This window comes from Saxibacter everestensis, from assembly GCF_025787225.1.
GTDB classification, from domain to species: domain Bacteria; phylum Actinomycetota; class Actinomycetes; order Actinomycetales; family Brevibacteriaceae; genus Saxibacter; species Saxibacter everestensis.
In genome coordinates this window covers 1,219,465-1,241,501 of the sequence record NZ_CP090958.1, presented here as the reverse complement: position 1 = coordinate 1,241,501, position 22,037 = coordinate 1,219,465, and the positions used below count along the sequence as shown (strand labels likewise).

The window sequence follows — 22,037 nt, the reverse complement described above, 5'->3', positions numbered from 1 at the left end:
GGAAAAGAATTTCGGCGTGTCGTGCCAGGATTCAAGGCCGGACGGCGGAATCCGGATCGATCCAGACCAGGCCGGCGAACCGGCCGGTGCGACTGTCCCGCCGGTAGGAGTACAGGTCGTCACGCTCCCGCGTGCAGCCGTCCAACCAGCGCACATCGACCGCCGCCTCGTGGAGCTGCCACACCACGCCCGCGGCCACATCGATGGCCGGCGTGCCGGTGCGGGTCACGCTTGCCGATACCGGAGCCACCTGCGCTGCTGCGGCCCGCATCTCGGCCGGAACTTCGTAACAGCGGGGGCAAACCGATGGGCCGACGACCGCCTCGATCCGCTCCGCACCCAGCTCGCGCATCGCCGACACGGCTGCCGGAACCACTCCGGCGATCATCCCTGGGCGGCCGGCGTGCACAGCTCCGATCACGCCTGCGGCCGGATCGGCCAGCAGAACCGGAACGCAGTCAGCCACCATCACGGCCAGCGCGATTCCAGGCCGGGACGTGACCAGCGCGTCGGCGACCGGGGCCTCTCCTTCCCGGTGCCGCTCATCAACCAGATGAACAGCCCGCCCGTGCACCTGGTCCATGAACACCAGGGACGAGGTCGGCAGCCCGGTCACGATGGCAAGTGCGGAGCGGTTGGCCGAAACGTCGTCCGGCCGATCGCCCACGTGCGTGGCCAGATTGAACGAGGAGTACGGCGCCGAGCTGTAGCCTCCCCGGCGGTCCGTGAAGGCGGCGTGCACCTCGGTGGGCGCACCGGCCGCGCGGAGCACATGCCGATAGCTCAGCATGGCAGGCTACCTGCGGCTACTTCAGGAAGTCGGGAATGTCGAGGTCGACGTCCTTGGGCTTACGCCGTTCCTCATCGAGGATCGGCGGCGCCTGCTGCTCCTCATGAATCGGGGCGACCGACCCACCCTGGGTCTCGGCGGGGTGGCCATAGCCGTTGCCATTTCCGTTGCCCGAGTACTGCGACTGCTGTGCGGCCGGGGCGGCCGCAGGAATCGGCTCGGCAATCGGGGCGGCAGGTGCCGCGGCGGAAGCCGTTTCGGTGCCTGAATTCTGATCGGGATTGTCGAACCCGGCGGCGATCACCGTTACCCGGCACTCGTCGCCGAGGGTGTCATCGATGACCGCGCCGAAGATGATGTTGGCTTCGGGGTGCGCGGCTTCCTGAACAAGTCGAGCGGCCTCGTTGATCTCGAAGAGGCCAAGGTCTGAACCTCCCTGCACCGACAGCAGCACGCCATGGGCGCCATCGATACTGGCTTCCAGCAGTGGCGAGGCAATAGCCGCCTCCGCCGCCTGGATCGCCCGATCCTCGCCCCGCGCCGAGCCGATACCCATCAGGGCCGAGCCGGCGCCCTGCATAACCGACTTGACGTCGGCAAAGTCCAGGTTGATCAATCCGGGGGTGGTGATCAGGTCGGTTATGCCCTGCACGCCGGACAGCAGAACCTGATCGGCCGACTGGAAAGCTTCGAGAACACTGACATTGCGATCCGAGATGGACAGCAGTCGGTCGTTCGGGATGACAATAAGTGTGTCGACCTCTTCGCGCAGCGCGGCGATTCCCGCTTCTGCCTGGGTCGAACGGCGGCGGCCCTCGAATGTGAACGGCCGGGTGACAACACCAATCGTCAGCGCGCCTAGCGAACGGGCGATCCTCGCGACAACAGGAGCGCCACCAGTTCCGGTGCCGCCTCCCTCGCCGGCGGTGACGAAGACCATGTCGGCGCCCTTGAGCACCTCTTCGATCTCTTCGGTGTGGTCCTCGGCCGCCTTCTTGCCGACCTCAGGGTCGGCACCGGCGCCGAGGCCGCGAGTCAACTCACGGCCCACCTCAAGCTTTACATCGGCGTCACACATGAGCAGCGCCTGGGCATCGGTGTTGATTGCCACGAATTCAACACCCTTCAGCCCGACGTCAATCATCCGCTGAACGGCATTCACGCCGCCGCCGCCGGTGCCAACGACCTTTATAACGGCCAAGTAGTTCTGCGGAGCTGCCAAGACGATGCCCTCTCAAAGGTTAACCTTCAACTTGAAGGTTATAGTTACTTAAATCTCTTATTAGACGCTATGCACTGACGCCAGATCGGCGCAATAACCGGGCCGCGCGTGTCGCGTTATTTCGTGGTGGGCGCCTTCGGCACACTCACATCAATGTACTCGGGTTTTTGCTTCAGCAGTTCCCCGGCCACCTTCGCCTTCAGGTCGCTCTCCTCGGCACTCCCCCAGCGAATCCTGGTTCCGGATTTCATTGTCAGTTCGACGGATGTCGCGCTTTTCGCCGAAACCGTCTTCAGATCCTTCTGCAAGTCTTCGGTCAGTGACGATGTCGCGATCAGCGCGGCTGTCACCGCCTTGACCCCGGCCGACCGGACATTGACGTCCAGCACCGGAAGACCCTTCGGGGCCTTCGCGACCGTGTCCACGGTAAAGCCCGTCCCGTCCACCAGGTCAAATCCGGACTTCGCCCGTAGCGCGGCTATCGGCTGACGCTCGACCACCCTGACCCGCAGCCCGTGCGGCCACTGCTTGTCCACCCGAACAGAGGCAGCGAGCGGGTAGGCCTCTGCGACGAACTCACCGACAGACTTCGCCGTCAGCCTCGGCAGCGGAGTGCCCTGATATTCTTCCGACACCGACTTCCGGACCTCAGCCTGATCAAGCCGATCGGTCCCGGTGACCGTCACCGACTTACACGCCAGCACCGGGGAGAAAAAGGCCACCGCGGCAAGGCCTAACAAGGCAGCTGCGGCCGCGATCGTGATCCAGATGTTGCGGCGTTTGCGCCTGCGGGCGGCGTCCCGTTTGGCCTCGAGACTGATCGGCTGGCCAGCCACGGGAGGCTTCCCGGCGGAACCTCTCACGATGTGAGGCCTTCAAGGATCTCCGGGCCGAGCATTGTCACGTCACCCGCCCCGATGGTAAGCACGATGTCGTTCGGCTGAAGTTTCGGCAGCACGAACGGGACGACAGCCGACCAGGACTCGATGAAGTGCACCAGGCCAGGGTCGAGCTCTACCCGGTCGGCGACTATCGCTCCCGAGACACCCGGGACGGGGTCCTCGCGGGCGGCGTAGACGTCCATCACGACTACCTCATCGGCCCGGCCGAGCGCCTGGGCGAATTCCACCTGGAAGTTGACGGTCCGGCTGAACAGGTGCGGCTGGAAGATGGCGAACACCCGGCCGCTGCCGGCGACGACACCGCGCGCGGCCTTGAGCAGGGCATTGAGTTCGGTGGGATGGTGCGCGTAATCGTCGAATACCCGCACCCCGTTGACCTCGCCGCGCAGCTCGAATCTGCGCCGGGTCCCGCCGAACGCCTTGAGTCCCGCCAAAGCCCGATCGACCGGCTGGCCCAGAGCCTGGGTGACGGCGAAGGCCGCTGCGGCGTTGAGCGCGTTGTACTCCCCTGGCTGGCGCAGCGCCACCCGGCCAAGCCGGCGTCCCTGTGCGACCAGGTCGAACACTGCGCCAGGGCCTGAGAAGTCTGCGTTTTCAAGCCTGAAGTCCGCGGTGTCGCTTCGGCCATAGGTCCAGACAGTCACGCCACGCTGCCGGGCACGCTCGGCGACCCGGGCCGCACCGGCATCGTCTGCGCAGGCGACGACGACACCATCGCTCGACTCCCCCACCCGGTCACAGAACTGGTCGAAGGCCTTTTCGACGGCCTCGCCGGTGCCATAGAAATCGAGATGGTCGGCTTCGACATTGGTGATCACGCCGACCCTCGGGGTGTACAACAGGAAAGAGCCATCCGACTCGTCGGCTTCGGCCACGAAAACGTCGCCAGTGCCGTCGTGCGCGTTGGCTCCGGTCGCGGTCAAAATCCCACCGATCGCGAAGGATGGATCGATGCCGCAGTGCTGCAGGGCTACCGTCGTCATCGAGGTGGTGGTCGTCTTACCGTGGGTACCGGCGATGGCAACCGCCCGCCGGTCGACCATAAGTGCCGCGAGTGCTTGTGAGCGGTGCAGGATCCGAAGACCGGAGGCGCGCGCTGCGACGAGTTCGGCGTTGCTATCGCGAACGGCGGAAGAAACGACAAGGGTGTCGACGTCGCGCAGGTGGCTGGCATCATGGCCGACGAAGACCTCGGCGCCCTGAGCCCTGAGCAGGGTCAGTACCCGGGAATCCCGCGCGTCAGAGCCGGCTACATCCATCCCGCGCATCAGCATCACCCGGGCGATCCCGGACATGCCCGCACCACCGATACCGACGAAAAAGACCCGTCCCAACTCAGTTGCTGGGATAACCGGCGACTCTTCCGGGGAGACGATCACTGGAATAACGTACCTTTCCTAGTTCTGCTTGCGAAGATGTGCGGACATCACGAGATCGGCAAGCCGTTCATCGGCATCGCGGACACCGCGCGCAGCGGCCACGCGTGACATCGACTCGAGTTTTACCGAATCCCTGACGAGTGGGATAACCAGCGAGCGAACAGTCCCGGCATCAAACTTACCGCTCTCCACCAAATCGGCCGCGCCGGCGTCGACGAATGGCTGGGCGTTGAGCCGCTGCTCGCCGTTTCCGATCGGCAACGGCACATAGACTGCCGGCAGCCCGACGGCCGACACCTCGCTGACGGTTCCGGCCCCCGCACGGCACACGATCAGATCGGCGGCCGCGTAAGCGATTTCCATCCCATCGACGTAGTCCGTGACATGGTAGTGCGGCAGGTCAGCGACCGAGGCCGCGAGTTCCGCTGCTTTTCCGCCGCCGGCGATGTGCAGCACCTGGACGCCCGCAGACTCGAGTTCCGGCGCCGCGGCCGAAAACGCGGCATTCAGGCTCGCCGCGCCGAGCGAACCACCTGTAACGACAACCGTCGGCAGTTCCGGATCGAGGCCGAGCGCCGCACGCGCACCGCCACGGGACACCTCGCGGTCCAGCTGTGAGATCTCCGGCCGCATCGGCATGCCGATCGGTAGCGCTTTCGCCAGTGGGGTTCCCGGAAAGGCACACGCAACGTAATCCGTCAGTTTCGCGCCGACCTTGTTGGCCAGGCCGGGACGGGAGTTGGCTTCATGCACGACGATCGGCACCCCGCGCCGTCTGGCCGCGAGGTAGGCCGGAGTCGATACGTAACCGCCGACACCTACCACGACGTCGGCCTGGTGGGCGCGGATCGCGGCATCGGCTGCCGACACCGCCCGGGCCAGGTTACGCGGAAGCAGTAGGAGGTCCTTGTTCGGCCTGCGGGGCATCGGCACGCGTGGGATGGTTGAAAGTTCGAAACCCGCCGCCGGAACAAGCCGTGACTCCAGGCCGGCTTCCGTGCCAAGCATCATGATGCCGGTGTCCGGATCGCGCCGGCGCAGGCAGCGGGCGACCGCCAGCATCGGAGAAACGTGCCCCGTGGTCCCGCCGCCTGCCAATAGGACGTTCAAAGCCATTTAGCGCCTCTTACCTTCACGTTGTGCCCGTCGTCGGCCGAGGACAGCCAGGGACCGTCTCACCTGATGCGCCTGCTGAGCCATCGCCGCGGACGCGCCGGCTTCAGCCCGCGCGAAGGACAAGACGATACCGAGCGCCGCCAGCGTGGTCAAAAGCGCCGAGCCCCCGTAGGAGACGAGCGGCAAAGGAACACCGATAACCGGGAACAGGCTGAGCACGACGCCGATGTTGATCACCGCCTGGGCGATGATCCAGGCGAAAACGGCGCCGGTGGTCACCTTGACCATCAGATCGGTGCTGCGGCGTACCACCCGAAGCAGCGCGAGGCCGAGGATCATGAACAGCACCAGCACACCGAGCGTGCCGGGCAGGCCCAGTTCCTCGCCGATGATGGCGTAGATGAAGTCGTTGTGAGCTTCCGGCAGCCACTGCCACTTTTCCCGGCTTGCACCGAGTCCGACGCCCCACCAGCCGCCCGAGGCCAGTGCCCACATCCCGTGGGTGGACTGCCAGTCCTGTCCGCTGTAGTCGCTCGTGGCCGAGTTGCCACCGAAAAGAGAGCTGATCCGCGCCATCCGGTTTGGGCTGCTGATCGCGAGCAGCACCGCAACGAGTGCCAGTCCGACCCCCGCGACGCCGAACATCCGCAGCGGAACGCCCGCGACGAACAGGGCGCCGAGCACCAGGATCATGAAGATCAGTCCGGTACCGAGGTCATCGCCAAGCAGAACGAACATCAGCATCAGGCCGACAACTGGAACTATCGGAATCGCAACGTGTTTCCATTGGCCGAGCAGTTTCTGCTTTGCGGCCAGGACCACGCCGAGCCACAGAACGAGCGCCAGCTTGCCCGCCTCGGCCGGCTGGGCCTGGAAACTGCCGATCCGGATCCAGCTCTTGTTGCCGTGTGATTCGGCGCCAAGTGGCGTGAATGGCAGCAACTGGACCAGCAGGCCGACTATCAGCAAACCCCAGGCGATCTTCTTCCAGAACCACAGCGGAACCCTGGAGGCGATGAACATCAGCGGGATTCCGGCGGCAGCGAAGGCTGCCTGCCGAAGGAATACCGAGAATGACGATCCCTTACCGCCATCGTAGGCCTCGACCGACGAGGCGGAGAGAACCATGACCAGGCCGAGCAGCGTGAGCGCGATTGTCGATCCGAGGATCAGGTAGTAGCTGGCTGCCGGTGAATCGAGCAGGCGCCACAGCTGGGCAGCGGGCCGCGATTTTTCCGGACCGTCACCGTCGTGCTGCTTGCCGTTCTTCGACGGCGCCGGGCGGGTCAATGCCATTACTGCTCCGCGTGCCGGCGGGCATAGTCGCGGAAAAGATCCCCGCGCGTGGCGTAGGAATCGAACTGATCCATCGAGGCCGCGGCGGGAGCGAGGATGACTGTGTCACCGGACTGGGACAGCTGCGCGGCTGCCCGGACTGCGTCGGCCATCACGTTCTCCCCTCGCTTGGTGGCGTTCTTCGTACCAGTCTCATCGTGCGGAACCACGACGAGCGGTACATCCGGCGCGTGTCGCGAAAGCGCCTCGCTGAGCGGATCGGTATCGACGCCGATCAGAACGACGGCCTTCAACCTGTCAGCGACCTGGCCGACCAGGTCGTCATACTTCGCGCCTTTGGCCAGGCCACCGGCTATCCAGACGATATTGCGCAACGAGCCGAGCGAGGCCAGCGCCGCATGCGGATTGGTTGCCTTGGAGTCGTTGACCCAGCGGACGCCGTCGGCCTCGGCCACTGTCTGGATCCGGTGGTCACCGGGGGTGAAGCTTCGCAGGCCGTCCCTGATCGCCCCGCCTGGCACCCCGAAACTCCGGGCAAGCGCGGCCGCGGCCAGCGCATTGAAAATCTGGTGGGCCGGAACCTCGGCGTCATCCGGCAGCCCTGAGGCGTGCGCGACGTCGCTCACGTTTCCAAGCTCAGCGGCCGATGTTCTCCGTTCGGCGATGAAGGCACGGTCACAGAGCACATCCTCGACCAGGCCGAGCTGCGATGGCGCCGGGATCGCGAGCGTGACGCCGATGGCCCGCGCTCCTTCAACCACATCGGCTTCCTCGAGCATTTTCCGGGTACGCGGGTCGTCCTCGTTGTAGATGCCCGCTTTCTGAACCCGCTGGTAGATCCTGGCCTTATCGGCGACGTAGGCGTCCACAGAGCCATGCCAGTCGGCATGGTCGTCGGCGATATTGAGCACAACGGCGGAATGGGCCGACATCGAATGGATCCAGTGCAGTTGGAAGCTGGACAGTTCGACCGCGAGAACCTCGTAGCTGTCGTCCAGCACTGCTTCGACCAGCGGGGTGCCGATATTTCCGGCCGCCAGGGCGCGGAGTCCCGCCGCCTGCAGCATCGACTCAAGCATTGAGGTGACGGTTGTCTTCCCGTTGGTACCGGTCACCACGAGCCACGGCGCCGGATTATCGCCGCGAAGTCGCCAGGCCAGTTCGACCTCGCCCCAGATCGGCACCGCATTCGCCGCTGCCTGGGCCAGCAACGGCTGATCCGGGCGCCAGCCGGGCGAGGTGATTACCAGGTCCGGCAGCGCGTCCGCGAAGCGCGGCAGTTCCAGCACAGCGTCGGGTCCAAGTCGGACTTCGGCGTCGAAGACGCTGAGGATATTGATCTTGTCCTCGAACTTCTCCGCGCTGGACGAGTCAACGACGATCACCGAGGCGCCGCGTTCGGCCAGATGCACCGCGGCAGGGAAACCGGAGACGCCTAGCCCGGTGACAACAATGTTCAGGCCATCGAGGCCGCCTGTTTTACCGTTGATCCGAGCCAGCCGGGGCGATTCGGTCACAGGCCGACAACCCATTCGGCATAGAACATGCCAAGTCCGGCCGCGACGAATAGCCCGGCAATAATCCAGAAGCGCACCACGATCGTCACCTCGGCCCAGCCCTTGAGCTCGAAGTGGTGCTGCAGCGGCGCCATCCGGAAAACGCGTTTACCGGTCAGTTTGAACGAACCCACCTGGATGATCACCGAGAGGGTGATGATTACGAAGAGCCCGCCGAGCACGATCAAAAGGATCTCGGTGCGGCTCAGGATGGCGAGTCCCGCCATCGCGCCGCCGAAGGCAAGTGAACCGGTGTCGCCCATGAAAATCTTTGCCGGTGACGTGTTCCACCAGAGGAAGCCGAATGCGGCGCCCATCATGCCGGCGGCGACGATCGCCAGGTCGCGGGGATCGCGTACCTCGTAGCAGCCCTTGCCCGCCTGGCTGATCAGCTGACATGACTGGTTCGACTGCCAGGTCCCGATCAGCACGTAGGCGCCGAGCACCATGACGGAGGCCCCCGTGGCCAGTCCGTCGAGGCCATCCGTGAGGTTCACGCCGTTGCTCACCGCGGTGACGATGATGTTTGCCCAGATGACGAACAAGATCATTCCCACCACGACGCCGGCGAACGCCAGGTCGATGTTGGTATCCCTGATGAACGAGATCCTGGTCGACGCGGGCAGCCGGTTCTGGTGGTTCGGGAACTGCAGCGCGAGCAACGCAAATGTGATGCCGACCAGCCCCTGGCCGATCAGCTTGGGAACAGTGCGCAGCCCAAGGCTGCGCTGTTTGCTGATCTTGATGAAGTCATCGACGAAACCAACGACGCCGAGGCCGGTCATCAGGAACAGCACCAGGAGTCCGGACACTGTAAGCGGCGTCAGCGTGGCAAGGTGAGCGATGAAATACGACAGCAGGGTGGCGGAAATGATCACCACGCCGCCCATAGTCGGCGTGCCGCGTTTTGTGTGGTGCGAGGTCGGGCCGTCGTCCCGGATGAACTGTCCGTAGCCCTTCTTGACCAGGAAACGGATGTAGAGCGGCGTACCGAGGAACGAAAGCAGCAACCCGAGCAGCGCCGAAATCAGAACTGCGATCACTGGGTGACTCCCGCGACATCGTCACCGAGGTAGCGCAGGCCGGCATCCCGCGAAGACTTGAACAGCACAAGGTCGCCGGGGCTCAGTGACTCGTTGAGAAAGGCGCGGGCAGCGGCGACATCCGGCACCCAGGCAGCTTCCTCGCCCCACGAACCCTCGAGATTCGCCGCCTGGTAGATCGGCCGCGCTCCTTCGCCTACCGCCAGCAGGCGGGAGATATTGAGCCGGACGACCAGGCGCCCGATCGAATCGTGCTCCTCGACCGAGGATTCGCCCAGTTCGAGCATCTCACCGAGCACCGCCCAGGTTCGCCGCGGCGGGTTCTGCGCGTCGCCGCGGCCCATGGTTGCCAGCGTCTTCAAAGCTGACCGCATCGAATCCGGGTTGGCGTTGTAGGCGTCGTTGAGCACGGTGACGCCCGACGGTGAGTCGACGAGTTCCATCCGCCAGCGGCTTGCCGCGCCGGACGTTGCCAGCACAGTGCTGATCGTTGTCAGCGAGACACCCATCCGCCACGCGGCGGCGGCGGCAGCAAGCGCATTGGCCACGTGATGCTCGCCGAGCAGGGCAAGCTGGATCTGAGCCGTCTGTCCATCGGGAAGGCACAGCAGGAACGATGTCCGTCCGGTGGCGTCACTCGTCACATCTTCGGCCCAGACGGTCGGCTGGGTGGAATGCTGACGGCCACTGAGCGAGAACCAGACGATTCCTACCCCGTCAGCAACCTTCGAGGCCATGTTGGCCACCCGGTCGTCGTCAAGGTTCAGCACCGCTATTCCGTCGCTGTCCAGTGACTGGACAAGCTCGGCTTTGGCTTTGGCGGTTGCCTCAACGCTGCCGAAGATGCCGCTGTGCGCCGAGCCCACATTGAGCTCCACCGCAATGTCCGGCCGGACCAAGCTGGTCAGGTAGCTCAGGTTTCCGGGCTCGCGGGCGCCCATTTCGAGCACCAGGAACCGAGTGTCCTCGTCCGCCCGCAATGCGGTGAGCGGGACCCCTACCTCGTTGTTGAAAGAATTGGGTGGCCAGACAGTCTGTCCCAGCGACACCAGGAAATCCGCGAGCAGATCCTTGGTCGTCGTCTTACCGGCCGAACCGGTGATGGCGACCACCTTGAGTCCTCCGTGGTCCACTGCTGCCGCGCCGGCAGGCTGCCCTGCGTCCGACCCGGTTGGTGCCTTGGCACGAAGCGCGGTGACGTTGGCGTGGGCAAGCAGCCCCAGCGCAACCGTCGCGTCTTCAACCACGATCGACGGCAACGGCACGCCGTCGACGTGGACCACTTCCTCGCCGATGACGAGCGCGGCTCCTTCCTGGACCGCGGAGGCTGCAAAATCCAGCCCATCGAGCGATTCGCCCCTGCGGGCAACGTACACCGCGCCAGGGCTGACATCGCGAGAGTCGGTGACGACCGGGCCCGCCGTGCGTAGCTCGGGATCGGCGCCTACGATTTCGCCGCCGACTGCGGCGGCTATCTGCTTATAAGAAAATTCCTTCATGACAGAGTCGAACTTTACCGGCTCGAGCTGTCGTCGTGTCGAAGCCGCGCTAGCGCCAGACGGATCTGCTCTCGATCGTCGAAGGGTGAAACCACTCCTGCGACCTCCTGACCCTGCTCGTGTCCCTTCCCTGCCACCAGCAAGGTTCCGTCCCGGCCAGCAGCGCGCAGACCTGCGGAAATGGCCTCCGTCCGGTCGCCGACCTCAAGAATTTTGCTGGCCCTGGCCCCGTCGTGAACGCCGCGGGCGCCGCGCAAAACTTCGGTGCGAATTTGTGCCGGATCTTCCGAACGCGGATTGTCGTCAGTGACGATCACCACATCTGCGCCGAGCGTGGCGCGACGTCCCATCAACGGCCGTTTGCCCTTGTCCCGGTCTCCCCCGGCACCGAGGACGACGACCAGCGGGCCGGCCGTCTCGCCCGCGGCGTCGTCGCTGAGCGCGGCCAAAGCCAGGCCAACCGATTCCGGCGTATGGGAGTAGTCGACGATGGCTCGGGGGTGTTCCGGGTTGACCAGTTCCATCCGGCCCGGCACAACGGCGCGAAAGACATTCACGATATGACTCAGCGTCTCCGTGCTGACTCCGGCGCTATGCAGCATCAGAATCGCCAGCGCCGTGTTGGTCCGGTTGAATCCGCCGGGCAGCGGCGAGTGTGCCGCAAGGTGGGTTCCTTTCCGGCCGTGCAGGGTGAATCGGGAAGGATCATCTGCGGCTGGTTCGATCCAGTAATCCGGGTCCTCTGGCGGTGCCGGCGGCCGCGACAACAGCGTGGTCACCGGGATTTCGGCTTCGGCGGCCAGTCTCCGGCCCCATTCGTCATCGATCACGACAACTCCCTTGTGTGCCCGCGATTCGGTGAAGAGGCTCGCCTTGGCGTCGAAGTAGTCGTCCATGGTCGGATGGAAATCGAGATGATCCTGGCTCAGGTTGGTGAAACCAGCGATCTCGAACCTGGCGCCGTCCACCCGGTGCAGACTCAAGGCATGCGATGACACCTCCATGCTGCAGGCCGTGACGCGCTCGTGGTACATCTGGGCCAGCAGCGAATGGAAGTCGGGCGATTCGGGTGTGGTGCGGATACTGGGCACCACCCGATCTGCGATCCGCGTCTCGATAGTGCCGATCATCCCGGTACGGTAGCCGATCTCTCGCAGCAAGGCATCCAGAATGAACGTGGTCGTTGTCTTGCCGTTCGTGCCGGTGACCCCGAAGAGGATGGGCGAGTGCTGCTCCGTCTGGAAGATGGCGGCACTGAGCTGGCCGAGGATTGCCCGCGGCTCGGGAACGACGATGACCGGAACACGACTGAACAGCGCGGGGTCGATCAGCGCAACACCAGCGTCATCGGTCAGCACGCAGGCCGCTCCGGCCTCCACCGCCTGCCGGGTGAATCCGGCGCCGTGCAGATTGAAACCGGGCAGCGCGGCGTACAGGTCTCCGTCGCTTACCCTGCGCGAATCAAGGGTCGCGCCGGTCACCTCCGGGTCGACCGCCGCACCCTCCCGTCGTGCCGGCAGACCGGCAGCGCGTACGGAATTGAAAAGGTCGGCCACGGAGACGCCGTGCCGATGGGCTGTGCCCTCTATTTCCACGTCTGAGGTAATTCCTTCACTTCTGAGCCTGATGGCGGGACTCCGCGTGCCTGCAAGGCATACGACATCACCTTCTGGAAAACAGGTCCGGCGACCGGTCCACCATAGTGCCCGTTGCGGGGGCGCTGCAGAGTCGATGCCACAACGATCTGCGGATTGTCCGCCGGCGCCATTCCGATAAATGATGCCGTATATCCGTCATAGCCACCTCCTTCGGCCGCCGGGGCCTGCGCGGTTCCGGTCTTGCCGGCCACCCGGTAACCGGGGACCGCAGCGAGTTTACCGGTGCCCTCGTTAACCACGCCCTCGAGCATCCGGGTAACCATCCGGGCTGTGTCAGCGCTGACAACTCGCTCACCGGACTGCGCCGCGGCATCATGCCGGGTTCCGTCCGGATCGATGTACGACTTCACCAGTTTTGGCGTCAGTCGCACACCGTCGTTGCCGATAGTCGCAAACACCGAAGCCGACTGCAAGGCGGTTGCGGCGACTCCCTGACCGAACATCACCGTGTACTGCGTGCGACCGTCCCAGTCGTCCGGGCCGGCGAGCAGACCGGAGGATGCTCCCGGAAAGTTCAGGCCGGTCGGCTGACCGAATCCGAACTTCGTCAGGTAGTTGTGCCGCTGTTTCTTCGTCAGCTTCTGGCCGGCGATCAGCGTTCCGGTATTGGACGATTCGCCGATAATACCGGCGAAGGTGAGCTTCTCGACTCCATGCGGGTGGGAATCCCTGAACTCTTCCCCGTTAGGGGCCTTCCACTTATAGGGAACCTCGAACTGGGTGCTGCTTTCGACCAGGTTCTCCTCGAGGAGGGCCGCCGCGGTTACGACTTTCGCCGTCGATCCGGGCTCATAGATCTCACCGAAAACCCTCGCGCCGCGATCGTCGGCGTCCGAGGCTCCGGGGTCGTTAGGGTCGACTGTTGGCGCCTCCGCAGCGGCGAGAATCTCACCGGTCTTCACGTCAAGCACGACAACAGTTCCCGACTCGGCCTTCGCCTCCTTGACCTGCGCAGCAATCTGCTGCTGGGCGTACCACTGGATGGCGGAGTCGATCGTGAGCTCGACGCTCTTGCCGTTGACCGGCGTCTTGATGCTGTTCTCGCCCAGCGGGATCATGCTCCCATCGACGCCTCGTTCATACTGCCGGCTTCCGTCGGTGCCGGTCAGTTCCTTGTTCATCGAGCTTTCCAGCCCGGCCAGCGCGCTGCCGTCGCTGCCGACGAACCCAGTCACATTTCCGGCAACTGCACCGTTGGGGTACGAGCGCTGCTGGGTCTCGGTCGAGGTCAGCCCAGGAATGCCCAGCCCGTCGATCCGGTTCCAGGCTTCCGCGCTGAGACCCTTGGCAATCACCTTCCAGCGCTTCTTCCCGTCCAGCATGGGAAGCAGCCGGTCGGCGTCGGTTTCCAGCAAGGGAGCGAGCTGCTCGGCGGCGACCTCCGCGCCGAGCACCTTGCCCTCGTCATCCTTGTACTGGCTGACATTCAGCTGGTCGGCGACCAGGGTGTACCGCTTCACAGTTGTTGCCAGCGTGGTGCCATCGGCGGCCAGGATCTCACCCCGTTCGGCCGGGAGCTTCACGACCTTGAGCCGCTTCTGCAGTGCCGCCGCCGCGAGGCTGGAAGGATCGAAGCCCTGGATCTGGACCAGCCGGCCGCAGAAGACCAGGAAGACGATCATCACCATGGTGATCACCCAGCGCATTCGCTTATTGGGCTGGCCTACCTTGATCCGATGTACTGGCGCCGGCAGCGGGCCACGTGCCGCGGGCTTGCCCTTCCTCGATTGCTGCGGGCGCTTCGTCGATGGGTCTCGGCGTTGCGTCGCCACGGCTACTCGCCGTTCCGGTTCGAATCAGGAGCTTTCTGGCTGGGCGCCCTGACCTGTCCGTTGGGGAGCTCTTCAGTTGCTTCGGTCTTGGGTTCTGCCACGGGCGGCTTTTCGCCGATCTGTGGCAGCGGCTTGCCGGTCTTCAGGTTTGGCCGGCTCGCCTCCCGGGTCTTAGCCGCAGGCCCGGGGATCGTCACGCCAGCAGCCTTGTCGCCGAGCGGCAGTTCGTCCTCACCCATCACCTTTCCATCGGAAAGCCGCAGGAACAGCGGGTTCGGGTCTGCCACCATGCCGAGATCCGTCGCCGCCTTGGCCAGGTTTTGCGGGCTTGAGCGGTACGACAGGTCCTCGGTCAGAGCGTCTTCCTGTTCTGCGAGCGAGGTCTGCCTGCTGGTCAGCTCCGAGATCCGGTAGCTGTTGTGCGACACCGCGATGTTGAGCAGTAGAACTGCCACCAGGCCGAGCGTCAGTGAACCAACGCAGAGCAGGACGAAGGGCAGCCTGCGCTTCGGCAGCGGCGGCGCGACAAGTCGTAGCCTTGGCGGCGCGGTATCGGCAGGCGGGATGAGCCGCCGACGGGGCGCTGTGACACGGGCTGTTGCCTGACTCATGCTGCCTCCCTTGTTCTTTCCGCCGCGCGAAGCCTGACCGAGGCCGCACGCGGATTGGTTTCTTTCTCTTGCTCACTTGCTTTTTCTGAACCGCGGACCAGCAGCCGGATGGTTGGCTGTTGATCCGGAAGCTCAACCGGCAGGTCGACCGGCGTCCTCGACGTCGCGAGTTCTGTCAGCGCCTGTTTCACGATCCTGTCTTCCAGCGAGTGGTAGGACAGGACGACTATCCGCCCCGACACGGCCAACCGGCCGAGTGCCGCCGGAATCGCCGTCTCCAGGACGCTGAGTTCCTGATTGACCTCGATTCGGAGCGCCTGGAACGTGCGTTTCGCCGGATGCCCCCCGGTTCGTTGACTGGCGCCGGGTATTGCCTTGCGAAGTAGTTCGACCAGACGGCCGGATGTCGTGAACGGGGCTTTTACCCGCTCCTCGACGATGGCGCGAGCGATTCGGCCAGCGAATCGTTCCTCGCCGTAGGTCCTCAGGATCCTGGTCAGCTCCTCCACCGAATAGGTATTCAGGATGTCCGCGGCAGTCAGCTGGTCGGCGTCCTGCCGGGAGTCCATTCGCATGTCGAGCGGAGCGTCGAAAGAATAGGCGAACCCGCGGTCGGCCTCGTCGAGCTGCAGCGAGGACACTCCCAGGTCGAAGAGCATGCCATGCACGGAGCTGATGCCGAGATCGTCGAGTATCTCCGGGATCTCGTCGTACACGCCGTGCACCAGCGTCATCCGGTCAGCGAATGGCTGGAGCCGGGTCCTGGCAAGTCTCAGCGCCTGGGTATCGCGGTCGACCCCGATCAGGTGTGCGGTCGGCCAAGCGTTGAGCATTGCCTCGCTGTGACCGGCCATGCCCAGCGTCGCGTCAAGCACATAGCGCGGCTCGTCGACATCGACGGCCGGCCCCAATAGCTCCAGCGTGCGTTCCAGCAGTACCGGAACGTGGCGGTCCGACGCCGGGCGTTCGCCTTGCTGGTCCATACTCTCGCCTTTACCTGGGTCGTTCGTTGTCTGTTCTTGTCCGATGAATCCAGATCTCCCTCCGTACATCTCGCCCTGGCACCGGGGAAGTGCGTCAGGACGGCGTTTTGGCACCGGGGAAGTGTGTCAAAACGAGCGATGACGGCTGGAGATCTCAATCCACCGAGGTACTGCTAGATCACACCTGGAATCACCTCGTCCTCCCTTTCGGCGAAGCCGGACTCGGTAGCAGCCAGGTAGCTCTCCCACGTCGGGGCATCCCAGATCTCCGCGCGGTTGCCCAAACCGACAACCGCCAGATCTCTGCCAAGCCCGGCGTACTGTCGCAGGATTTGCGGAACGGTGATTCGCCCCTGCTTGTCCGGCGTTTCGGCTGAAGCCCCGGACAGGAAGAGACGCAGGTAATCCCGCGCGTCCTTCGACGTCATCGGAGCCTGTCTCATCTGCTCGTGAACCGATTCGAATTCACGGGCCGAGAACAGCGTGAGGCACCGTTCCTGCCCGCGAGTAAGCACCAGTCCCCGCTCGAGTTCATCGCGGTACTTGGCAGGGAGGATCATTCGACCTTTGTCATCGAGACGCTGAAGATGCGTGCCGAGAAACATGTCGATACCCCCTCACCAGATACCACTGCGCTCCGACATCCCCCACCATACTCCACTTCGCTCCACTTTTAGCGCGACTTGCGGAAGATCCTTGCCTAGGCAGCCCAAAAGAGCAGGTCAGACCGGTGGTGGAAAGTGGAGGTTATCGGCATTCCATGGCCACGCAGGCAGGGTGAACCGGGGAATTGACCGGGATATCCGCACTCCACAGGGCAGTCCGCGGCCCATTTTGCCGCCCGCTGGGCGGCGAGGGGGTGAAAGTGGAGCGCTGTGGGGAGGGAAGTGGAGGCGCAACAATTAGCGCACTCTCAGGTTGATACGGGAGAATGGTGAACCTGCCATGTCTGCTTGGCGGCAGGTTCACCGTCCGTAGGTTTGGGCGGCGGCCTTGGTGAGCAGGCAGCCCGCCTGACCTTGTCTGGAGTACGCCGATGAGCGCCGACCACATCAACGATCTCGCCCCCGCAGATGCCGCGCTGGAACTTCACGAGGTCCAGCTCCTTGCGCAGGCCGGAATGCAGGCCATGTCTACCGTGCTCGAGGGCAAGGCCGAAGCTCTGCGAATGGCCTGGACCATCGTTCTCGCCGAGGGGCATCTGCTGATCGAGGACGTTCCCGGTGTCGGCAAGACCCTGCTTGCGAAGGCGCTCGGCAAAGTGGTCGGCGGGACGGTGAAGCGGGTGCAGTTCACTCCCGATCTACTGCCAAGCGACGTGGTCGGCGTCAACATGTTCAATCAGGAGCAGCACCGGTTCGAATTTCGGCCGGGCCCGGTGTTCGCCAGCATCGTGATTGGTGACGAGATCAACCGCGCTTCGCCCAAAACCCAATCCGCGCTGCTGGAATGCATGGCCGAGCGACAGGCCAGCATCGACGGCGTGACCCACGAGCTGCCCAATCCGTTCATGGTGGTGGCGACCCAGAACCCGGTCGACATGGAAGGGACCTATTCGCTGCCCGAGGCGCAGCGCGACAGGTTCATGGCAAAGATCTCGATCGGCTATCCGGCCCAGGATGCCGAGACCGACCTGCTGGCAAATCACGCCGGCAAGGACCCACTGAAAAGCATGCAGCCGGTGTGCTCGATAGATAAGCTGCGCCGGGCTATCCAGACAGTGCACTCCGTCACGGCGACAGACGCCCTGCGCGACTACATCGTCCGGTTGCTGGCCGCGACCCGGGATCCCTCGAGATTCAGCCTCGGTGCGTCGCCACGGGCGGGAATCCACCTGCTGCGGGCCTCCAGGGCGCGCGCAGTGCTCGAAGGCCGCGACTTCGTGCTTCCGGACGACGTTCAGGCCCTGGCTCAGCCTGTCCTGGCGCACCGGCTGATCCCGTCGCGTGACCGGCAATCCGGCGCGTCGTCTGTGCACACAACGTTGCAGGAAATTCTTGCCTCGGTTCCGGTCAGCGCCGAGCGCAGATCGCCCGAGCTGGCGGTGGCGCAGCTGGCGACGCCGACCGGACGAGGTCGGCGCGCACCGATAAGATCCGCCGGCGAATGAGACTGACACTCAGCGGCTGGGTATTTCTTGGGGTAGGCATAGCGTTGCTCGTGGCGGCCTATCTCACCAATTTCGCTGGGCTCCGAGCAATCGGCATCCTGACTCTCGCACTCCCGGCCAGCTCGCTTCTGGTTCTGAACTGGCGGCGCAATCTTCCGCTGGCGCATCTCATTGTGCAGCCGCTTGAGGCGCTGCCCGGCGCCCCGGTCTCGGTCGGACAGCTTGCCCGCATCGTGGTCGCCCTGCGTAACCCCGATCTGCGGCCGGCATCCGGAGCACGGCTCACCCTGCAGATGTCACCATCGCTCGGCCCGGCCGTAATGGCGACATCCTCCGTGTTGGGTCCCGGCGAGGCACAGGACCTTGAGCACACCATCCGCCCGACGACCCGCGGCCAGTTCGAACTGGGACCGCTGACAGCCGAGATGTACGGGCCGTTCAGCCTCTGCCGGCGACGCCTCACCCTGATCAGCTCATATCCGGTGCTGGTCGGCCCGCGGCTGCATCGGCTCAGCGATGCCGGAGCGCTGTCCTCCCGGCGCAACGCCGAGGAGCAACACCGGATGCAGCAGGGAAACGGCACTCACGATTTCACCTCCCGGTCCTATCAGGTCGGCGATGACCTTCGCCATGTGCATTGGCCGAGTACGGCACGACATGGCGAATTGATGGTCCGGCAGGAGGCGAATGCCGATATCCGGCGGATCACCGTCTTTCTGGATTCCGCGGTGTCGAGCTACCAGCACGCCGACGATTTCGAATGGATGGTCAGCGCCGCGTCGTCGGCGACCACGCATTTCGCTCAGGGCGGCTACGAGGTCGAACTGCACACCCAGGACGGACATGCAGGAACGTTTGGCGGCGGCGGCGATCCAACCCATTCAATCGCAGCGGCGCATCGAACCTTCGCCGGCATCGAGCTGACTGATCGCGCGTACGTCACGTCGACAGCGACCCCGCTGCGCCACGAGCAGCTCGGGTCGGCCGTTCGACTGGCCTTCCTCGGCAGCGACGGCGCCGAGCAGCAGGCGATCACCCACGGCCTGTCGGCACGTTCGACGGCCGACAGCCTCGAGCTGGCCTTCGTCGCCGGGCCGGCAAACGAGGAAGCAACATCCGGTTTCACCTTGCAGCCGGTGATCAGCTCCGACCGCGTCGACCAGGCCTGGATCTCACTCCTGGAGAGGCTGGATCAGTGAGCACGCAGACGCGGATGAGTCCGGCGGCAAGCGATGCGCCCGAAGCCGGCACGCCCGGAGAAACGTCCGCAGCCGCTCTGAGCCTGCTGGCCGGACTGGCCGTACTTGCCACCTCGATGTCGTTCGGCGCGCTCTTCGACGACTTGCGCTGGCTGCCCCCGATAGCCGCGACGATCGTGACCGTCACCCTGGCCGGCGCCGCCTTTCGCGCGATCCCTGCGCTACTGCACACCGGACTCGCCGTCCTGGTCCAGGTCGTTGCCGGTGGGTTGTCGATCATCGCGATTGCCGTGCCAGAGAGTGCCGTTCTGGGTTTCCTGCCGACGACATCCACCGGCACCGCGCTGTGGAGTGTGCTCGAATCCGGCGTGCAGGGCATCTACCAGACAACCTCCCCCGCGGCGTCAACCACCGGCTTCACCACCCTGCTCGCGATCGGCGCCATCGTCATCACAGTGGTCGTGGATGGACTCAGCTCAGACATCCGGGCCGCGAAAGTCGCCGGGATTCCGCTCCTGCTGATGTACCTGTTGCCGATGGTGATCAACGGCGACGGCTTGCGCTGGTGGCATTTCGCCCTCGCGGCGGCCGGATATCTGATATTGCTGTGCGGGCAATATGCGGCAACCAGGATTGACGGCACAGCGGTGGTTGCCGCGGTCACTGCGTTGGTGCTCGCCGCCGCCATCCCGGGGCTGCTGCCGGCGACGACGAACGCCCCCCTCGACCCCCGGCGGCTCGGAAACAATGGTTCAGGCACTAACGTCACGGTGATCAATCCGTTTCTTGACCTGCGCGACAACCTCGCCAGCAACGACAATCGTGACGTGCTCAGCTACCGGAGCTCAGAAGAGAGCCCCGGGCCGATTCGCATCGTGACTGCGGACCGATTCGACGGCGAAGTCTGGGAACCCTCGACTGTTTCGATCGACCGGCAGGCCGTTGCCGAGGATGGCCTACCGACTCCCCCGGGATTGAACACATCAATTGAGGCCAGCCAGGAGAGTGTCTACATCCGAATCAGGAACCTCGATCAGGATCATCTCCCTGCGCCGTATCCTGCTGTCCGCACGGAGAACACCGGCCGGAGCTGGGTCTACGACCGGGACACGCTGAACATTCTCGGGGACGGCGTCAAAACCAGCTTTTTGCGTTACTCGGTCGATTACCTGGCGGTGAAGCCGACGCCCGATGATCTGCTGGCGGCCGGCTACCAGTCCTCAGCGCTGAGCGAGTACACCGAGCTGCCGAGGGACTTGCCAAAGGTGGTGACCGACACCGCCCGGGATATCGTCGGCGACGAGACGAACGCCTACGCCCAGGCCGTAGCGCTGCAAAGATACTTCCGGGGCCCGGACTTCACTTACACGACGGACGCTCCGCCGGACGGCGGGAATGGCGCGCTGGCAGACTTTCTCGAAACCAAGGCCGGCTACTGTGTGCAGTTCTCGTCCGCGATGACTGTGATGGCGAGATCACTCGGCATCCCGGCCCGGATAGCCGTCGGCTTCCTGCCGGGAGAGCAGCAGCCCAATGACAGCTGGGATGTCACCCTGGAGGACGCACACGCCTGGCCCGAACTGTACTTCCCCGGTGTTGGCTGGACCCGCTTCGAGCCGACCCCGGGGACACAGAGCGGCTCGGCACCGGAGTGGACAACGGGTGCCACCTCGGATGACGAGGAAACCACGACGACAACCGAACCCAGCAGCGAGCCGAGCGCCAGCGAACCTTCGCCGTCGGAGTCCAGCTCGGCACCGGCCGAAGCCGAGTCCGATTCAAGCAGCACGGATCCCGCGGCCTTCGCGCTGTGGTGGGACCAGTGGTGGCGGTTGCTGGCTACTGTCATTCTGATCGGAGTCCTGCTACTTGCTCCGGCACTGCTCCGGGCGCTTCGATCCGCTCGACGCTGGTCGAAGGTGCGCACCTGGGATGAGCAGGCCGGTATCGCCTGGCGGGAACTGATTGACTCCGCGCGTGACTATTACATCCGGATCGATCCAGCTTCGACGCCACGCGCAGCCATCGAACCTGTCGTGGCCCGGGTGAACCGTCACGACGCGGCGACCGCGGAAGCCGCGCGGCACATCGTCGCCGAGTTCGAGAAGTCGGCGTATGGAGCGGCGTCCGAAACCCGCGTGGCCGAACCGGCGCTGGGCCGAAAGGATATTGCCGCCCTAAGGAAGGCGTTGCAGGCGACGTCATCGTCCTGGCACCGGGTGGCGGCGTTCCTGCTGCCGCGTTCGCTGTTCGGCGGTAGGGAATAGCTGTTCGCGGGCAGTGACTGACAACCGTCAGCTAACGCAGCGCCGGCGTCAGGGAGGCAACGCCGACGTCAGGGAGCAGCTGATTACCCGCAGGGGCATCGCCGGCAGGAGAGAGTAAGCGAGAACGAGAGAAGCGGTCTAGCCGCGGTTGTCGCGGCGGCGGTCCCAGCGTTCTTCCAGGCGGCCCATGAAGCCGGACCCTGATGTTGGTGTGCGCATTGTTCGAGCGCCAGGAGTCGCCGGTTTGACCGGTGCCCCGTCGCCGATAGCTCCCTTGGGCTTTGACAACGCCCAGCTAACTCCGGCGAGCATCGCAACGAAGCCGACCACACCGAGCGGGATGAGGTTCTGCGAGACCGCCAGCACGACGATCAGCAGGCCGACAACGACAATCAAAATACCCAGGGTGAGTCTGCGCGCGGAGAGCGAACGCTTGGGCGAACTGCCCAGATTGTTCGCGAACTTCGGATCCTCGCTCTGCAACTGTTGTTCTAGTTGCTCGAGCAGGCGCTGCTCATGTTCTGAGAGTGGCACCTTGACCTCCCCTTGGGTGGCATTTAAGTGTCCCGAGAGGTCCCGGGATCGTTTTGATTACCAGTCTATGCCCGAAAGTCAGGACGTCGAAACATCAGGG

At 64.6% G+C, this 22,037-nt stretch carries 18 protein-coding genes; 3 read left to right on the top strand and 15 right to left on the bottom strand.

The annotated features are described in order from the left end of the window. Positions 1–31: 31 nt before the first annotated feature. From pgeF to mraZ, 14 genes are all read right to left on the bottom strand, one after another. Positions 32–790 carry a peptidoglycan editing factor PgeF gene (pgeF, locus tag LWF01_RS05990; RefSeq protein WP_349640133.1) on the bottom strand — a complete coding sequence of 253 codons (759 nt, stop codon included), beginning with the start codon at positions 788–790 and terminating at the stop codon, positions 32–34. 16 nt (positions 791–806) lie between these two features. Continuing rightward, positions 807–2,012 carry a cell division protein FtsZ gene (ftsZ, locus tag LWF01_RS05985; RefSeq protein WP_349640132.1) on the bottom strand — a complete coding sequence of 402 codons (1,206 nt, stop codon included), beginning with the start codon at positions 2,010–2,012 and terminating at the stop codon, positions 807–809. Positions 2,013–2,128: 116 nt separating this feature from the next. Then, entirely contained in the window at positions 2,129–2,848 is a 720-nt protein-coding gene (locus LWF01_RS05980; RefSeq protein WP_349640130.1) for a cell division protein FtsQ/DivIB, read from the bottom strand. Between the two features lie 23 nt (positions 2,849–2,871). Beyond that, positions 2,872–4,293: a UDP-N-acetylmuramate--L-alanine ligase gene (murC, locus tag LWF01_RS05975; RefSeq protein WP_349640129.1), complete on the bottom strand. Its 1,422-nt coding sequence runs from the start codon at positions 4,291–4,293 to the stop codon at positions 2,872–2,874. A gap of 18 nt (positions 4,294–4,311) precedes the next feature. After that, positions 4,312–5,409 carry an undecaprenyldiphospho-muramoylpentapeptide beta-N-acetylglucosaminyltransferase gene (gene murG, locus LWF01_RS05970; RefSeq protein ID WP_349640128.1) on the bottom strand — a complete coding sequence of 366 codons (1,098 nt, stop codon included), beginning with the start codon at positions 5,407–5,409 and terminating at the stop codon, positions 4,312–4,314. Further along, positions 5,410–6,705, bottom strand: coding sequence for a putative lipid II flippase FtsW (gene ftsW, locus LWF01_RS05965; protein ID WP_349640127.1), 1,296 nt, complete (start codon positions 6,703–6,705; stop codon positions 5,410–5,412). It lies immediately after the preceding gene. Continuing rightward, complete coding sequence (gene murD, locus LWF01_RS05960; protein ID WP_432761994.1) at positions 6,705–8,237, bottom strand: UDP-N-acetylmuramoyl-L-alanine--D-glutamate ligase; 1,533 nt, start codon at positions 8,235–8,237, stop codon at positions 6,705–6,707. Before murD ends, ftsW begins: the two co-directional genes overlap by 1 nt. Continuing rightward, positions 8,219–9,304 (bottom strand): phospho-N-acetylmuramoyl-pentapeptide-transferase, encoded by a 1,086-nt coding sequence (gene mraY, locus LWF01_RS05955; protein WP_349640125.1) that lies wholly within the window; start codon positions 9,302–9,304, stop codon positions 8,219–8,221. Before mraY ends, murD begins: the two co-directional genes overlap by 19 nt. Continuing rightward, positions 9,301–10,803, bottom strand: a complete 1,503-nt coding sequence (locus LWF01_RS05950; protein WP_349640124.1) for a UDP-N-acetylmuramoyl-tripeptide--D-alanyl-D-alanine ligase — start codon at positions 10,801–10,803, stop codon at positions 9,301–9,303. The genes mraY and LWF01_RS05950 overlap by 4 nt, the downstream gene beginning before the upstream one ends. Positions 10,804–10,817: 14 nt before the next feature. Further along, positions 10,818–12,398, bottom strand: a complete 1,581-nt coding sequence (locus LWF01_RS05945) for a UDP-N-acetylmuramoyl-L-alanyl-D-glutamate--2,6-diaminopimelate ligase (RefSeq protein ID WP_349640123.1) — start codon at positions 12,396–12,398, stop codon at positions 10,818–10,820. Beyond that, on the bottom strand, positions 12,389–14,233 hold the full coding sequence (locus tag LWF01_RS05940) for a peptidoglycan D,D-transpeptidase FtsI family protein (protein ID WP_349640122.1): 1,845 nt from the start codon (positions 14,231–14,233) through the stop codon (positions 12,389–12,391). Before LWF01_RS05940 ends, LWF01_RS05945 begins: the two co-directional genes overlap by 10 nt. 2 nt (positions 14,234–14,235) lie before the next feature. After that, positions 14,236–14,844, bottom strand: coding sequence for a cell division protein FtsL (gene ftsL / locus LWF01_RS05935; protein ID WP_349640121.1), 609 nt, complete (start codon positions 14,842–14,844; stop codon positions 14,236–14,238). Then, a complete protein-coding gene (rsmH, locus tag LWF01_RS05930) occupies positions 14,841–15,827 on the bottom strand; it encodes a 16S rRNA (cytosine(1402)-N(4))-methyltransferase RsmH (RefSeq protein WP_349640120.1) in 987 nt (328 codons plus the stop codon). The genes ftsL and rsmH overlap by 4 nt, the downstream gene beginning before the upstream one ends. Before the next feature lie 173 nt (positions 15,828–16,000). Next, positions 16,001–16,432, bottom strand: a complete 432-nt coding sequence (gene mraZ / locus LWF01_RS05925; protein WP_349640119.1) for a division/cell wall cluster transcriptional repressor MraZ — start codon at positions 16,430–16,432, stop codon at positions 16,001–16,003. Between the two features lie 431 nt (positions 16,433–16,863). On the opposite strand from mraZ, the gene LWF01_RS05920 reads away from it, so the two are divergent. Genes LWF01_RS05920 through LWF01_RS05910 form a run of 3 tightly spaced genes read left to right on the top strand, consistent with a single transcriptional unit; the run spans position 16,864 to position 21,403 of the window. Beyond that, the gene (locus LWF01_RS05920; protein ID WP_432761993.1) at positions 16,864–17,937 is read left to right on the top strand and encodes an AAA family ATPase; all 1,074 of its coding nucleotides are present in this window, start codon (positions 16,864–16,866) and stop codon (positions 17,935–17,937) included. Continuing rightward, positions 17,934–19,136 (top strand): DUF58 domain-containing protein, encoded by a 1,203-nt coding sequence (locus LWF01_RS05915; protein ID WP_349640118.1) that lies wholly within the window; start codon positions 17,934–17,936, stop codon positions 19,134–19,136. The genes LWF01_RS05920 and LWF01_RS05915 overlap by 4 nt, the downstream gene beginning before the upstream one ends. Next, positions 19,133–21,403 carry a transglutaminase TgpA family protein gene (locus LWF01_RS05910; protein ID WP_349640117.1) on the top strand — a complete coding sequence of 757 codons (2,271 nt, stop codon included), beginning with the start codon at positions 19,133–19,135 and terminating at the stop codon, positions 21,401–21,403. The genes LWF01_RS05915 and LWF01_RS05910 overlap by 4 nt, the downstream gene beginning before the upstream one ends. 138 nt (positions 21,404–21,541) lie before the next feature. Here LWF01_RS05910 and LWF01_RS05905 read toward each other — a convergent pair whose 3' ends face one another. Continuing rightward, positions 21,542–21,937 carry an SCO2097 family morphological protein gene (locus LWF01_RS05905; RefSeq protein WP_349640116.1) on the bottom strand — a complete coding sequence of 132 codons (396 nt, stop codon included), beginning with the start codon at positions 21,935–21,937 and terminating at the stop codon, positions 21,542–21,544. Between the last annotated feature and the right edge of the window lie 100 nt (positions 21,938–22,037).

What these genes read in the sequence shown, in the direction of transcription:
- murD (WP_432761994.1), bottom strand. Translation starts at nt 8,237, where the DNA reads ATGGGTTGTCGGCCTGTGACCGAATCGCCCCGGCTGGCTCGGATCAAC.
- mraZ (WP_349640119.1), bottom strand. Translation starts at nt 16,432, where the DNA reads ATGTTTCTCGGCACGCATCTTCAGCGTCTCGATGACAAAGGTCGAATG.
- rsmH (WP_349640120.1), bottom strand. Translation starts at nt 15,827, where the DNA reads ATGGACCAGCAAGGCGAACGCCCGGCGTCGGACCGCCACGTTCCGGTA.
- LWF01_RS05950 (WP_349640124.1), bottom strand. Translation starts at nt 10,803, where the DNA reads ATGAAGGAATTTTCTTATAAGCAGATAGCCGCCGCAGTCGGCGGCGAA.
- LWF01_RS05915 (WP_349640118.1), top strand. Translation starts at nt 17,934, where the DNA reads ATGAGACTGACACTCAGCGGCTGGGTATTTCTTGGGGTAGGCATAGCG.
- LWF01_RS05920 (WP_432761993.1), top strand. Translation starts at nt 16,864, where the DNA reads ATGAGCGCCGACCACATCAACGATCTCGCCCCCGCAGATGCCGCGCTG.
- murG (WP_349640128.1), bottom strand. Translation starts at nt 5,409, where the DNA reads ATGGCTTTGAACGTCCTATTGGCAGGCGGCGGGACCACGGGGCACGTT.
- ftsL (WP_349640121.1), bottom strand. Translation starts at nt 14,844, where the DNA reads ATGAGTCAGGCAACAGCCCGTGTCACAGCGCCCCGTCGGCGGCTCATC.
- ftsW (WP_349640127.1), bottom strand. Translation starts at nt 6,705, where the DNA reads ATGGCATTGACCCGCCCGGCGCCGTCGAAGAACGGCAAGCAGCACGAC.
- pgeF (WP_349640133.1), bottom strand. Translation starts at nt 790, where the DNA reads ATGCTGAGCTATCGGCATGTGCTCCGCGCGGCCGGTGCGCCCACCGAG.